The sequence below is a fragment of the Streptomyces marincola genome (assembly GCF_020410765.1).
In the GTDB taxonomy this organism is placed as follows: domain Bacteria; phylum Actinomycetota; class Actinomycetes; order Streptomycetales; family Streptomycetaceae; genus Streptomyces; species Streptomyces marincola.
On the sequence record NZ_CP084541.1, the window covers coordinates 4,768,569 to 4,782,208 of the forward strand.

Consider the following 13,640-nt stretch of genomic DNA (forward strand, 5'->3'; position numbering starts at 1 on the left):
GCGCGTCGCGGGTCTCAGCCCGCCGCGGCGCCGGCCGCGGCGCCGAAGGCGCCGAGCGCCGCGCGGTGCAGCAGGGCCGCCGTCTCCTCGCGGTCGGGCAGCGCGCTGGGGCGGGACAGGCGCGGCGTGGAGTTCAGCAGTCCGAAGACCGCGTGGACGCAGGCGCGCGCGCTGGGCTCGGGCAGCGCCGGGTGCACCCTGCGGACGACGTCGACCCACAGCTCGACGTACTGCCGCTGGAGTCGGCGCACGCGCTTGCGGTCGGCGTCGGGCAGCCGGTCGAGCTCGCGGTCGTGGAGGGTGATCAGCGCCCGGTCGTCGAGCGCGAAGTCGATGTGGCCGGCGATGAGCGAGTCGAGCGCGGCGGCCGGCGCGGGCCCGGCCGCCTCGGCCTGCGCCACCCGGCGGTGCCCGCCGTCCCGCAGGCGGCTGCTGATGCCGACGAGGAGTTCCGCGAGCATCGCGTCCTTGCCGGCGAAGTGGCGGTAGAGGGCCGGTCCGCTGATGCCGACGGCGGCCCCTATCTCGTCGACGCCGACCCCGTGGAAGCCGCGTTCCGCGAACAGGCGGGAGGCTTCGCGGAGGATCTGTTCCCGGCGTGGCGTGGCGTGCGTGGTCATGGCATCCCATTGTAGACAGGGCTGTTAGCGAGCGTTAACCTGTCCTCCATGCGGCAGGCAACGACGCTGAGCAGCACGGCCGATCCGGCATCCGACACCTTCCGGACGAACGAGGCGGCGCACCGCGAGCTGGCCTCGCGGCTCCGCGAGAAGCTGGCGGCGGCCCGCCTCGGCGGCGGCGAGCGGGCCAGGGCGCGGCACACCGCGCGCGGCAAGCTGCTGCCGCGCGACCGGGTGGACGCGCTCCTCGACCCCGGCTCGCCGTTCCTCGAACTGGCCCCGCTCGCCGCCGACGGCATGTACGACGGGCAGGCCCCGGCCGCCGGCGTGATCGCGGGCATCGGCCGGGTGAGCGGGCGCGAGGCGGTCGTCGTGGCGAACGACGCGACCGTCAAGGGCGGCACCTACTACCCGATGACGGTCAAGAAGCACCTGCGGGCCCAGGAAGTCGCCCTGGACAACCGCCTGCCCTGCCTCTACCTGGTGGACTCGGGCGGCGCCTTCCTGCCGATGCAGGACGAGGTGTTCCCCGACCGCGAGCACTTCGGGCGCATCTTCTACAACCAGGCGCGCATGTCGGCGGCCGGCATTCCGCAGATCGCCGCCGTCCTCGGATCCTGCACGGCCGGGGGCGCCTACGTGCCGGCGATGAGCGACGAGGCGGTCATCGTGCGCGGCCAGGGCACGATCTTCCTCGGCGGCCCGCCACTGGTGAAGGCGGCCACGGGTGAGGTCGTCACGGCGGAGGAGCTGGGCGGCGGCGAGGTCCACGCGCGGACCTCGGGGGTCACCGACCACCTCGCGGAGGACGACGCGCACGCGCTGCGCATCGTGCGTTCCATCGTGGCCACCCTGCCCGTGCGCGGCCCGCTGCCGTGGCCGGTCGAGCCCGCCGAGGAGCCCGCGGTCGACCCGGCGGGCCTGTACGGCGTGCTGCCCGCCGACCCCAGGACCGCGTACGACGTGCGCGAGGTGATCGCGCGCCTGGTGGACGGCTCGCGGTTCCACGAGTTCAAGGCGGAGTTCGGCACCACCCTGGTGACGGGCTTCGCGCGGGTGCACGGCCACCCGGTGGGCGTCGTCGCCAACAACGGCGTCCTCTTCTCCGAGTCCGCGCAGAAGGGGGCGCACTTCATCGAGCTGTGCGACCAGCGCGGCATCCCGCTCCTCTTCCTCCAGAACATCTCGGGCTTCATGGTCGGCCGGTCCTACGAGGCCGGGGGCATCGCCAAGCACGGCGCGAAGATGGTGACGGCCGTGGCCTGCGCCCGGGTGCCGAAGCTGACCGTCGTCATCGGGGGCTCCTACGGCGCGGGGAACTACTCGATGTGCGGCCGGGCCTACTCGCCGCGCTTCCTGTGGATGTGGCCGAACGCCAAGATCTCCGTCATGGGCGGCGAACAGGCCGCCGCCGTGCTCGCGACCGTCAAGCGCGACCGGCTCGGCGAGGGCGAGGAGTGGAGCGCTGCCGACGAGGAGGCGTTCAAGGCGCCCATCCGCGAGAGCTACGAACGGCAGGGCAACGCCTACTACGCGACCGCGCGGCTGTGGGACGACGGCGTGATCGACCCGCTCCAGACCCGCACCGTCCTCGGTCTCGCCCTGACCGCCTGCGCCAACGCGCCGCTGGCCGAGCCGGCCCGCGGCGTCTTCCGTATGTGAGGGGGCTGCCACCCGTGAGCGAGCGCATGTTCGACACCGTGCTCGTCGCCAACCGCGGCGAGATCGCCGTCCGCGTCATCCGCACCCTGCGCCGCCTCGGCATCGCCTCGGCCGCGGTCTACAGCGACGCCGACGCCGGGGCCCGCCACGTGGCCGAGGCCGACATGGCGGTGCGCATCGGGCCGGAACGGGCCGCGCACAGCTACCTGTCGGTGTCCGCCCTGCTGCGCGCGGCCGAACGGACCGGCGCCGACGCGGTGCACCCCGGCTACGGGTTCCTCGCCGAGAACGCGGACTTCGCGCGCGCCGTCACCGCGGCGGGCCTGGCGTTCATCGGACCGCCCGCCGACGCGATCGAGACCATGGGCGACAAGATCAGGGCCAAGGAAACGGTGCGCGCCGCGGGCGTGCCCGTGGTGCCGGGGGCGCACGGCGCGGGGCTCGCCGACGCGGTGCGCGCCATGGGCCCGCCGGTGCTCCTGAAGCCCTCGGCGGGAGGCGGCGGCAAGGGGATGCGCCTGGTGCGCGACCCGGCGCGACTCGACGACGAGATCGACGCCGCGCGCCGGGAGGCGAGGGCGGCGTTCGGCGACGACACCCTCCTCGCCGAACGCTGGATCGACCGGCCGCGGCACATCGAGATCCAGGTGCTCGCCGACCGGCACGGCACGGTCGTGCACCTCGGCGAGCGCGAGTGCTCGCTCCAGCGCCGCCACCAGAAGATCGTCGAGGAGGCCCCGAGCCCGCTGCTCGACCCGGCGACCCGCGCCGCGATGGGCGAGGCGGCGGTGCGCGCGGCCAGGGCCTGCGGCTACGTCGGCGCGGGCACGGTCGAGTTCATCGTGCCCGCGGGGGACCGGGCGGCGTACTGCTTCATGGAGATGAACACCCGGCTCCAGGTCGAGCACCCCGTGACCGAGCTGATCACCGGCCTCGACCTCGTCGAGTGGCAGGTGCGGGTGGCCGCGGGCGAGCCGCTGCCCTTCGGGCAGGACGGCGTGCCGGCCGCGCGCGGCCACGCCGTCGAGGCCCGCGTCTGCGCCGAGACCGCGACCGTGGCGCCGGGCGGCGGGGGAGCGGTGGCGTTCCTGCCGTCGGCCGGCACCGTCCGCCTGCTGCGCGAGCCCTCGGGCGAGGGCGTGCGCGTGGACTCGGGGCTGGCCGAGGGCACCGAGGTCGGCACCGCGTACGACCCGATGCTCGCCAAGGTCGTCGCGCACGGGCCCGACCGCGCCACGGCGCTGCGCCGGCTCAGGGCGGCGCTGGCCCGCACGACGGTGCTCGGGGTCGACACCAACACCGGGTTCCTGCGCCGCCTGCTGGCCCACCCGGCCGTGCTCGCCGGGGACTTCGACACCGGGCTCGTGGCCGAGGCGGCGGCCGGGCTGCTCGCGGGCCCCGTGCCCGACGAGGTGTACGCGGCGGTGGCGCTGCTGCGGCAGGAGGCGCTGCGGCCGGTGCCGGACGCGACGGGGTGGGTGGACCCGTTCTCTGTGCCCTCCGGCTGGCGGCTGGGCGAGCCGCCCGCCTGGACGACGCACAGGCTGCGGGTCGCGGGGCAGGAGCCGGTGGCGGTCGCGGTGCGGCCCGGCGAGGTCAGGATCGGAACCGGGCCGCCGCTCCCCGCCCGGCTGCTCGGCGCGGGCGGGGGCGGGGAGGCGGAGGCGGCCGGTGAACGGGCCACGGTGCGCGTGGCGTGCGCCGGCGCGGTCCACACGTTCGCGCACGCCGCCGACTCCGGCGGCCACTGGCTGGGCCGGGACGGCGACGCCTGGCACGTGCGGGGCCACGACCCGGTGGCCGCCGCCCGCGCGGGCGCGGCGACGGGCCGGGACGAGCTCTCCGCGCCCATGCCCGGCACGGTCACGGTCGTGAAGGCGGCCGTGGGCGACGCGGTGCGCGCGGGGCAGGGCCTGCTGGTCGTCGAGGCGATGAAGATGGAGCACGTCATCGCCGCCCCGCACGACGGCACGGTCACCGAGCTGAGGGTGACCGCGGGCACCGCCGTCGCCATCGACCAGGTCCTCGTCCGCGTCGCCCCGGCGGAGGAGGAGCGATGAGCGAGGTCACCGGCCGGCCCGCCCCGGCCCGCGCTCCCGCGGGCGTTCCCGCGGAGCACGGCCTGCCCGCGCGCGTGCGCATCCACGAGGTCGGCCCGCGCGACGGGCTCCAGAACGAGCCGACGGCCGTGCCGGTCGAGGTGAAGGCCGAGTTCATCCACCGCCTGGCCGCCGCCGGGCTGCGGACCATCGAGGCCACCAGCTTCGTGCGCCCGGACCTCGTGCCCCAGCTCGCGGACGCGGAAGCTCTCTACCCGCTGCTCGCCGACCTCGACGTGCGGCTGCCCGTGCTCGTGCCGAACGCGCGCGGCCTCGACCGCGCGCTGGCCCTCGGGGTGCGCGAGATCGCCGTCTTCGCCAGCGTCACCGAGTCGTTCGCACAGGCGAATCTCGGCCGCGGGGTCGACGCGTCCCTCGACATGTTCGCGCCCGTCGTGGCGCGGGCGACCGAGGCCGGGGTCCCGGTGCGCGGCTACCTCTCGATGTGCTTCGGGGACCCCTGGGAGGGGCACGTCCCGGTGGCCGACACCGTCCGGGTGGCCCGCCGCCTGCTCGACCTCGGCTGCGCCGAGCTGAGCCTCGGCGACACCATCGGGGTCGCCACGGCGAACCAGGTCACCGACCTGCTGACCGCCCTGGGCGCGGCGGGCGTGCCGGTCGAACGCGTCGCCGTCCACTTCCACGACACCTACGGGCAGGCCCTCGCCAACACCCTGACCGCCCTGCGGCACGGCGTCACCACCGTCGACGCCTCGGCCGGGGGGCTGGGCGGCTGCCCGTTCGCGCGCAGCGCCACCGGCAACCTCGCCACCGAGGACCTGCTGTGGATGCTGGACGGCCTGGGCGTCGAGACCGGCGTCGACCTCGGCCGGCTCACCGAGACCAGCCGGTGGCTGGCCGGCCGGCTCGGCCGGCCGAGCCCGTCCCGCACCGTGCGCGCCCTGTCCCGCGAGGACGCCGAGCAACGCCAGCCGAGGAGGCCGAGTTCATGACCCTGGACCACCGCCTGAGCCCGGAGCACGAGGAACTGCGCCGCACCGTCGAGGCGTTCGCGCACGACGTGGTCGCGCCGAAGATCGGGGAGTTCTACGAGCGCCACGAGTTCCCCTACGAGATCGTCCGCGAGATGGGCCGCATGGGCCTGTTCGGGCTGCCGTTCCCCGAGGAGTACGGCGGCATGGGCGGCGACTACCTCGCGCTGTGCCTCGCCCTTGAGGAGCTGGCGCGCGTCGACTCGTCGGTGGCCATCACCCTGGAGGCCGGGGTGTCGCTCGGCGCGATGCCGATCCACCGCTTCGGCACGGAGGAGCAGAAGCGCCGCTGGCTGCCGCGCCTGTGCAGCGGCGACATGCTGGGCGCGTTCGGCCTCACGGAACCCGACTGCGGCTCGGACGCGGGCGGCACCCGCACCACGGCCGTGCGGGACGGGGACACGTGGGTGATCAACGGCACCAAGAGCTTCATCACCAACTCGGGCACCGACATCACCGGCCTGATCACGGTGACCGCCGTCACCGGCCGCAAGCCGGACGGCGCCCCGGCGATCTCCACGCTGATCGTGCCCGCCGGCACGCCGGGGCTCACGGTCGCCCGGCCGTACTCCAAGGTCGGCTGGAACGCGTCGGACACCCGCGAACTGCACTTCGCCGACGTCCGGGTGCCGGCCGACAGCCTGCTGGGCGAGGAGGGCCGGGGCTACGCGCAGTTCCTGCGCATCCTCGACGAGGGACGCATCGCCATCTCCGCGCTCGCCACGGGACTGGCCCAGGGCTGCCTCGACGAGTCGGTGGCCTACGCGAAGAGCCGCTCCGCGTTCGGCCGCCCGATCGGCGCGAACCAGGCCATCCAGTTCAAGCTGGCCGACATGGCGGCCAGGGCCCACACCGCCCGCGTCGCCTGGCGCGACGCGGCGTCGCGGCTGCTGGCGGGCGAGCCGTTCAAGCGGGAGGCGGCGATCGCCAAGCTGCACTCCTCGGACGTGGCCGTGACCAACGCCCGCGAGGCCACCCAGATCCACGGCGGCTACGGCTTCATGAACGAGTACCCGGTGGCGCGCATGTGGCGGGACGCGAAGATCCTGGAGATCGGCGAGGGCACGAGCGAGGTGCAGCGGCTGCTGATCAGCAGGGAACTCGGCCTGGCCGAGCTCGCCGCGTCCGCCTGAGGGCCGCCCGCCCGCGTTCCGGCGGTGTCCCCGTGTCTCCGTGTCCCCGTTCCGTGCCGTGGAACGGACGCGGGGCCGCGCGCGGGCCGTTTGCGACAATCGCGTCATGGCGTCGATGGCAGAGATCAACCAGCCGACAGGAACGTGGACGTTCGACGGCGACACGGTGCGCATCGTCCCGGGGCACGGCCGGGGGGTGCACGCCCTGCGCACCATGCTCGGGGAGATCGCCCTGCCGCTGGCGGCGGTGGCCGGCGTGTCCTACGAGGCGGGCCGCAAGGCCGGCCGGCTGCGGCTGCGGCTGCGCCCCGGCGCCGATCCGCTGACGCAGGCCACCGGCGGCGCGCTGCCTGACGCGGCCGACCCCTACCGCCTGGAGGTCGAACGCGATCGCGCCGGTGTCGCCGAGTACTTCGCGGACGCGGTGCGCGACGCGCGCACCATCGAGCAGGTCGAGGACACGGCCACCGACCGCTTCCTGCTGCCGGGACCGGCCGTGCCGCTGACCCTGCACGGCTCCGACGGCGAGATGTTCTTCGACGGCGAGGAGATCCGCCTGTCCTGGAACTGGGCGACCGAGGAGGCCAAGAAGAGCACGGGGACCCACCGGGTCGGGCTCGCCGACCTGGCCGGGGTCTCGTGGTCGCCGCCGCGGCTTGAGAGCGGCTACCTGCGGCTGCTGCCCCGGCACGGCCCGCACATGGGCAAGCCGGCGCACGACCCGAACTGCGTGGTGCTGTGGGGCTGGCGCCCGGGCCGCGAGGTCGCCGAGTCGGCCCTGCTGGCCGCCGCCGTCACGGCCCGCCTGCCGCACCCGTCGGGTGTCGGCGCGGCGGCCGACGGCCCCCTGGCGAAGGGCCCGGTGGCCGGGCAGACCGACCCGGACACCGTGCTGCGGCGCCTGCGGGAGCTGGGGGAGCTGCACCGGAGCGGCGTGCTCACGGACGAGGAGTTCTCGGCGGCCAAGAAGGCGATGCTCGACCGGCTGTGAGCGGCGCCGGAACGGCGTTCGCGACACGCCCGTGCCCGATATCGGGCAGGATTGTTGCGAAAAGCATTCCGGCTCCTCAGTATCGAGGGGTGCCCGAACGCCGTACGCCCCATGACGACCTCGTGGACCACCTGGTGCGCAGCACGTCCCTCGCGCGGGGCGAGGCGGCCCGGGTGGTCCTCGATGTGCTGGCGTACTTCGACGAGTCGGCCGAGGAGTACGTCCGCCGCCGCCACCGGGAGCTGCGTTCCCGCGGGCTCACCAACGACGCGATCTTCCGGCAGATCTCCGAGGAACTGCCGCACCGCGCCGTGGCGCCTCCCGCGCTGTCGCTGCGGCAGCTGCGGCGGATCGTCTACGGCTGAGCGGGGGCACGGGCGGACCGCCGCCGGGCGGCGGCGGTCCCGGACAGCGAGCGAACGACCAGCAGGAGGAACGGCTATGTGTGGGATCGTCGGATATATCGGCACAAGGGATGTCGCGCCCCTCCTGCTGGAGGGTCTCCAGCGGCTGGAGTACCGGGGGTACGACTCGGCGGGCATCGCGATCCAGAACAGCGGGCGCGGCGGCGGCCTCAAGACCGTGAAGAACGCCGGCCGGGTCCGCGACCTGGAGAGCAAGGTCCCCGCCCGGTTCTCCGGAACCAGCGGCATCGCCCACACCCGGTGGGCGACGCACGGCGCCCCCAACGACGCCAACGCCCACCCGCACCTGGACGCCGCGGGGCGCATCGCCGTCGTGCACAACGGCATCATCGACAACTCCGCCGACCTGCGGGCCAAACTGGCCGCCGACGGCGTCGAGCTGGCCTCCGAGACCGACACCGAGGTGCTGGCGCACCTCATCGCCCGGGCGCGGGGCGAGAAGCTGGAGGACAAGGTCCGCGAGGCCCTGCGGTACATCGAGGGCACCTACGGCATCGCGGTGCTGCACGCCGACTTCCCCGACCGCATCGTCGTGGCGCGCAACGGCTCGCCCGTGGTGCTCGGCATCGGCGAGAAGGAGATGTTCGTCGCCTCCGACGTCGCCGCCCTGATCAGCCACACCCGCCAGGTGATCACCCTGGACGACGGCGAGATGGCCACCATCAAGGCCGACGACTACCGCACCTACACGACCGACGGCAGCCGCACCTCGGCCGCGCCGACCACCGTCGAGTGGGAGGCCGAGAGCTACGACATGGGCGGCCACGACACCTACATGCACAAGGAGATCGCCGAGCAGACCGAGGCGGTGGACCGGGTGCTGCGCGGCCGGATCGACGACCGGTTCGCCACGGTGCGGCTCGGCGGCCTGAACCTGGACGCCAGGGCGGCGCGCGGCGTGCGGCGGGTGAAGATCCTGGGCTGCGGTTCCGCCTACCACGCGGGTCTGATCGGCGCCCAGATGATCGAGGAGCTGGCGCGCATCCCGGCGGACGCCGAGCCGGCCAGCGAGTTCCGCTACCGCAACGCGGTGGTCGACCCCGACACCCTCTACATCGCCACGAGCCAGTCCGGCGAGACCTACGACACGCTGGCGGCCGTGCAGGAGCTCAAGCGCAAGGGCGCCATGGTGCTCGGCGTGGTCAACGTGGTCGGCTCCGCCATCGCGCGGGAGACGGACGGCGGGATCTACGTGCACGCCGGGCCCGAGGTGTGCGTCGTGTCCACCAAGTGCTTCACCAACACGGCCGTGGCCTTCGCGCTGCTCGCGCTGCACCTCGGGCGGATCAGGGACCTGTCGGTCGCGGACGGCAAGCGCATCATCGAGGGCCTGCGCCGGCTGCCGGGGCAGATCGCCGAGATCCTGCGCGAGGAGGACCGGATCGCCAAGCTCGCGGCCGAGTTCGCCGAGGCGCGGAGCATGATGTTCGTGGGCCGGGTCCGGGGCTTCCCGGTGGCGAAGGAGGCCTCCCTGAAGCTGAAGGAGGTCTCCTACATCCACGCCGAGGCGTACCCCGCGTCCGAGCTGAAGCACGGTCCGCTGGCCCTGGTCGAGCCCGCGGTGCCGACGGTGGCGATCGTTCCGACGGACGAGCTGCTGGACAAGAACCGGGCGACCCTTGAGGAGATCAAGGCGCGCAGCGGGCGCATTCTGGCCGTCGCGCACGAGGAGCAGCCGAAGGCCGACAGCACGATCGTGGTGCCGCGCAACGAGCCGGAGCTCGACCCGGTGCTCATGGGCATCCCGCTCCAGCTGCTCGCCTACCACACAGCGCTCGCCCTGGGCAGGGACATCGACAAGCCCCGGAATCTGGCCAAGTCCGTGACGGTCGAATAGGCGCGAATCGCTCGGCCGGCGCGGTCCCGCGGCCTTCGCGGTCCGCGGCCTCCCGCGGCGGCGCTCTGCCGCAGGTCCTGGCGCACTGCGGCCCCCGGGAAGCGCGTGCCACCAAACGCGCTCCCGGGGGCCGCTTCATGCGCCGGCGTCGCCCATTACGCCGGCGGGGAGAAGCCGCCTCCGGGTCCGTCACCTCCCGTCGGCGGCCCTAGCCTCGGTCGGTGTCCCGGTTATGCCCATCACAAACGCACAATCCACCACTTCCGGGCGACGAATTTGGTGAATGCCTCGTGCGCGCACGGCGCAGCGGCGGCCCCGAGGCCGCGTGGGGCGCCCGTGAGCCGTTCCGGCGGCCCGGAGGGAGCGTTCCGAAGCCGTGCGGAGCCCTGCGGCGCCCGCGCGCCCGGCGGGGCGCGCAGGCGGGCGTGGGGTGGTGCCGCCGTGCGCCGCGCGCCGGGGCGGTCAGGGGATGACGACCACCGGGCGCTGCGCGCGCCGGGCGAGCCGCCCCGAGACCGAGCCGAACAGCCGGCTGAGCAGTCCGTGCGTGGTCCCGACGACGATCGCGTCGGCCTCGTACTCCTGGCCGACCTCCTCCAGCTCGTGGCAGATGTCGCCGCCGCGTTCGAGAAGGACCCAGGGCACGTCGGAGAGGTGGTCGGCGCAGGCCAGCTCAAGACCGAGCACCTCGGTCCTGTGGTCGGGCACGTCCACGAGGGCCGGCGGCTCGCAGCCGGCCCACACGGTGGTGGGCAGCCGGTTGGCCACGTGCACGATGATCAGTCCGGAGCCGGACCGCCTGGCCATGCCCACGGCGTACGCCAGGGCGCGCTCGCTCGACATCGAGCCGTCGAAGCCCACCACCACGCCGTGCTGGAACGCCGGGTCGTGCGACCCTCCCGCTTCCTCCACCGGGTCGGGAGGGGAGGAGGGATCGGCGACCTGCCGGCGATCCGCTGGTTCGGGGAACTCGTATCCAGCCATCGAAGCCTCAGCGGTGGGTCAGTGAGGAAACCTCGTGAGTGTGTGGGCTGTGGGGGTGGGACGCGGGGGAGCGGTGGAGATTCGTTGTGCTTCCACTGGTGCCACCTCCAGGGTACGGCGTCAGGTAGGTAGTTCCCAGGGGCGCTGCCTGCAACCCCTGAAACCGGACGCCGCCGCTGTGACCGTGCAGCATGCCCTACCGGCACGCGGCGGCGCAATGCTTTCGGACACGGCGGGGCGCGGACGCATCCGCTGCGTGACCGGTCGTGGCGCCGTTCCGCGTTCACTTCCCGGCGTCACGGGGCGTGGCTCGGAGCAGCGGCTGCTCGCTGAGTGTCGCCCGTCAATTACAGCACGGGTGAACGGTGAACGCCCCCGGCGTGCGCCGGTCGCGCGCCGGGGCGGTCGTGGGCACGGGTCTCATTTTCGGCCAACTTCGCCACTCCAGACCCACGTTGCCCACACGCCCCGTCAACATCTCCTGTATACCGGGACGGAGGCGCGCCCCGGGGCGCTCCGGCCCCGCGGTGCCGAGTGGCGAGGTGAGGCGCACTTCCCCCAACTGCTCCTACGTGTAACGCTTCCTGATCGAATGCTTCGCGCCACGTTGTCATGTCGATATAGCGCCGAGTGATGAACTTGTCCCGCCGACCTCACCCGACCCAGTAGATTCGATCTTGGCAATCACGTCGGGGGAAACGTGCTGGACCGAGGACGCGACGACCGAGGGAACTGAGGAGCATGAGCCAGGACCCAACGCACGGCCCCGAGCCCGCCGTCAAGCTGGCTGCCCGACGCCGCCGCGAAGTCGTCGCGGTGCTGCTGTTCAGCGGCAGTCCCATGTTCGAGAGTTCCATTCCGCTGTCCGTCTTCGGGGTCGACCGCCAGGACGCGGGCGTACCGCGCTACCGGCTGCTCGCCTGCGCGGGCGAGGAGGGGCCGCTGCGCACCACGGCGGGTCTCGAACTGAGAGCGCCCTACGGCCTGGGGGCCGTGGCCAGGGCGGGCACCGTGATCGTGCCCGCGTGGCGGTCCATCACCGGCCCGCCGCCGGCCGCCGCGCTCGCCGCGCTGCGCCGCGCGCACAGCGAGGGCGCCAGGATCGTGGGCCTGTGCACGGGCGCGTTCGCGCTGGGCGCCGCCGGGCTGCTCGACGGCCGGCCCGCGACCACCCACTGGATGTACGCGCCGACCCTCGCCAAGCGGTACCCCTCGGTCCACGTGGACCCGAGGGAGCTGTTCGTCGACGACGGCGACATCCTCACCTCGGCCGGCACCGCTGCGGGCATCGACCTGTGCCTCCACATCGTCCGGCAGGACCACGGCCCCGAGGCGGCCGCGGCGCTCGCCCGCCGCCTGGTGCTGCCGCCGCGCCGGGGCAGCGGAACGGAGACGGGGGCGCACCGGCACCTCGACCGCTCTTTACCCGAGGACATCGGGGCCGACCCGCTCGCCGAGGTCGTCGCCTGGGCCCTCGAACATCTGCATGAGCAGTTCGACGTGGAGACGCTGGCCGCGCGCGCCTACATGAGCCGGCGCACGTTCGACCGCAGGTTCCGCGCGCTCACCGGCAGTGCCCCGCTGCAATGGCTGATCACGCAGCGTGTCCTCCAGGCGCAGCGGCTGCTTGAGGTGTCCGACTACTCGGTGGACGAGGTGGCCGGCCGGTGCGGCTTCCGTTCCCCGGTGGCGCTGCGCGGCCACTTCAGGCGGCAGCTCGGGGCGTCCCCCGCCGCCTACCGGGCCGCGTACCGGGCCAGGCAGCAGGACACGGTGGACCGGGCCAAGCCGGCGGGCGACGGCTTCTCGCCGCGCCTGCCCGGCCAGCGGAGCCGCCCCGTACCGTGAGCGCCGGGTGCGGGGCAGTCGCGCTGAGCGACGTAAGGTTGTTCGCATGAACGATCGCATGGTGTGGATCGACTGCGAGATGACCGGGCTTTCGCTGGCCGACGACGCGCTCATCGAGGTGGCCGCGTTGGTGACCGACTCCGAGCTGAACGTGCTCGGAGACGGGGTCGACGTGGTGATCCGGCCGCCGGCCGCGGCCCTGGAGTCGATGCCCGAGGTGGTGCGGGCGATGCACACGGCCTCCGGCCTGCTGGACGAGCTGGCCGCGGGCACCACGCTCCGTGAGGCCGAGGACCTCGTCCTCGACTACATCAGGCGGCACGCGCCCGAGGCCGGCAAGACGCCCCTGTGCGGCAACTCGATCGGCACCGACCGCGGCTTCCTGGCCCGGGACATGCCGCGCCTTGAGACCCACCTGCACTACCGCGTGATCGACGTCTCCTCGGTGAAGGAGCTGGCCCGCCGCTGGTACCCGCGGGCCTACTTCAACAGCCCGGAGAAGAGCGGCAACCACCGGGCGCTCGCGGACATCAGGGAGTCCATCGCCGAGCTGCGCTACTACCGGGAGGCCATCTTCGTCCCGCAGCCGGGCCCGGACAGCGACGCGGCCAAGCGGATCGCGGCCCAGCACGTGGTGCGCTGAAACCCTGGCGCGGGCACCGCCGGGGACCCTGTACACTCATATTCCGGCCGGACAGGACGGGCGCCAGGCGGCGTCCGGACGATTCCGGTCATGGTGGGTGTAGCTCAGTTGGTAGAGCACCTGGTTGTGGTCCAGGTGGCCGCGGGTTCAAGTCCCGTCACTCACCCCAGAGGCTCAAGGCCCGGTTCGCGGAAAACGCGGCCGGGCCTTCTGCGTCCCCGCGGTCGGCCGGTGCGCGCCCCGCCGGGCCGGGGGGTGAGCAGGGCGTCCGTCCGGTCCACCGCCGCCGGGCTTGCTCATGCGCCTCGGCTCCTCCGTCCCCGCCCGACCGCCGGACCGGTGCGCGGCCGACTCCGCGTGCCGCCCGCGCGTGTTCCGCTTCTGTCACGGCCGGGTGGCCGCGCGT

The 13,640-nt window shown here is 73.8% G+C and carries 11 protein-coding genes and 1 tRNA gene; 10 read left to right on the forward strand and 2 right to left on the reverse strand.

Features of this window, described 5'->3' with window-relative positions; translation table 11 throughout:
* Positions 1-14: 14 nt before the first annotated feature.
* Positions 15-620: an SACE_7040 family transcriptional regulator gene (locus LC193_RS21035; protein WP_226076456.1), complete on the reverse strand. Its 606-nt coding sequence runs from the start codon at positions 618-620 to the stop codon at positions 15-17.
* A 48-nt stretch (positions 621-668) separates the two neighbouring features.
* Between LC193_RS21035 and LC193_RS21040 the strand changes: the two genes are divergently transcribed.
* The 7 genes from LC193_RS21040 to glmS all read left to right on the forward strand — a co-directional run bounded on the left by LC193_RS21040 (position 669) and on the right by glmS (position 9,759).
* Positions 669-2,282, forward strand: a complete 1,614-nt coding sequence (locus tag LC193_RS21040; RefSeq protein WP_226076457.1) for a carboxyl transferase domain-containing protein — start codon at positions 669-671, stop codon at positions 2,280-2,282.
* 26 nt (positions 2,283-2,308) lie between these two features.
* Positions 2,309-4,342: an acetyl/propionyl/methylcrotonyl-CoA carboxylase subunit alpha gene (locus tag LC193_RS21045; protein WP_226078832.1), complete on the forward strand. Its 2,034-nt coding sequence runs from the start codon at positions 2,309-2,311 to the stop codon at positions 4,340-4,342.
* Positions 4,339-5,334: a hydroxymethylglutaryl-CoA lyase gene (locus LC193_RS21050; RefSeq protein ID WP_226076459.1), complete on the forward strand. Its 996-nt coding sequence runs from the start codon at positions 4,339-4,341 to the stop codon at positions 5,332-5,334. Before LC193_RS21045 ends, LC193_RS21050 begins: the two co-directional genes overlap by 4 nt.
* Positions 5,331-6,506, forward strand: coding sequence for an acyl-CoA dehydrogenase family protein (locus LC193_RS21055; protein WP_226076461.1), 1,176 nt, complete (start codon positions 5,331-5,333; stop codon positions 6,504-6,506). Before LC193_RS21050 ends, LC193_RS21055 begins: the two co-directional genes overlap by 4 nt.
* Positions 6,507-6,621: 115 nt before the next feature.
* Complete coding sequence (locus LC193_RS21060; RefSeq protein ID WP_226078834.1) at positions 6,622-7,497, forward strand: DUF4429 domain-containing protein; 876 nt, start codon at positions 6,622-6,624, stop codon at positions 7,495-7,497.
* Between the two features lie 89 nt (positions 7,498-7,586).
* Positions 7,587-7,862: a hypothetical protein gene (locus LC193_RS21065; RefSeq protein WP_226076464.1), complete on the forward strand. Its 276-nt coding sequence runs from the start codon at positions 7,587-7,589 to the stop codon at positions 7,860-7,862.
* A 76-nt stretch (positions 7,863-7,938) separates the two neighbouring features.
* Positions 7,939-9,759, forward strand: a complete 1,821-nt coding sequence (gene glmS, locus LC193_RS21070) for a glutamine--fructose-6-phosphate transaminase (isomerizing) (protein ID WP_226076468.1) — start codon at positions 7,939-7,941, stop codon at positions 9,757-9,759.
* Between the two features lie 462 nt (positions 9,760-10,221).
* Here glmS and LC193_RS21075 read toward each other — a convergent pair whose 3' ends face one another.
* Positions 10,222-10,743: a universal stress protein gene (locus LC193_RS21075; RefSeq protein ID WP_086158205.1), complete on the reverse strand. Its 522-nt coding sequence runs from the start codon at positions 10,741-10,743 to the stop codon at positions 10,222-10,224.
* A gap of 741 nt (positions 10,744-11,484) precedes the next feature.
* Here LC193_RS21075 and LC193_RS21080 point away from each other — a divergent pair.
* From LC193_RS21080 to LC193_RS21090, 3 genes are all read left to right on the forward strand, one after another.
* Complete coding sequence (locus LC193_RS21080) at positions 11,485-12,591, forward strand: GlxA family transcriptional regulator (RefSeq protein WP_226076471.1); 1,107 nt, start codon at positions 11,485-11,487, stop codon at positions 12,589-12,591.
* 46 nt (positions 12,592-12,637) lie between these two features.
* Entirely contained in the window at positions 12,638-13,234 is a 597-nt protein-coding gene (gene orn, locus LC193_RS21085) for an oligoribonuclease (RefSeq protein ID WP_226076473.1), read from the forward strand.
* 93 nt (positions 13,235-13,327) lie between these two features.
* A tRNA-His gene (locus LC193_RS21090) sits at positions 13,328-13,403 on the forward strand.
* Positions 13,404-13,640: the final 237 nt, after the last annotated feature.

Bases quoted from the DNA above. Each gene is read 5' to 3' on its own strand.
- LC193_RS21035 (WP_226076456.1), bottom strand. From the start codon at position 620: ATGACCACGCACGCCACGCCACGCCGGGAACAGATCCTCCGCGAAGCC.
- LC193_RS21040 (WP_226076457.1), top strand. From the start codon at position 669: ATGCGGCAGGCAACGACGCTGAGCAGCACGGCCGATCCGGCATCCGAC.
- LC193_RS21045 (WP_226078832.1), top strand. From the start codon at position 2,309: ATGTTCGACACCGTGCTCGTCGCCAACCGCGGCGAGATCGCCGTCCGC.
- LC193_RS21050 (WP_226076459.1), top strand. From the start codon at position 4,339: ATGAGCGAGGTCACCGGCCGGCCCGCCCCGGCCCGCGCTCCCGCGGGC.
- LC193_RS21055 (WP_226076461.1), top strand. From the start codon at position 5,331: ATGACCCTGGACCACCGCCTGAGCCCGGAGCACGAGGAACTGCGCCGC.
- LC193_RS21060 (WP_226078834.1), top strand. From the start codon at position 6,622: ATGGCAGAGATCAACCAGCCGACAGGAACGTGGACGTTCGACGGCGAC.
- glmS (WP_226076468.1), top strand. From the start codon at position 7,939: ATGTGTGGGATCGTCGGATATATCGGCACAAGGGATGTCGCGCCCCTC.
- LC193_RS21075 (WP_086158205.1), bottom strand. From the start codon at position 10,743: ATGGCTGGATACGAGTTCCCCGAACCAGCGGATCGCCGGCAGGTCGCC.
- LC193_RS21080 (WP_226076471.1), top strand. From the start codon at position 11,485: ATGAGCCAGGACCCAACGCACGGCCCCGAGCCCGCCGTCAAGCTGGCT.
- orn (WP_226076473.1), top strand. From the start codon at position 12,638: ATGAACGATCGCATGGTGTGGATCGACTGCGAGATGACCGGGCTTTCG.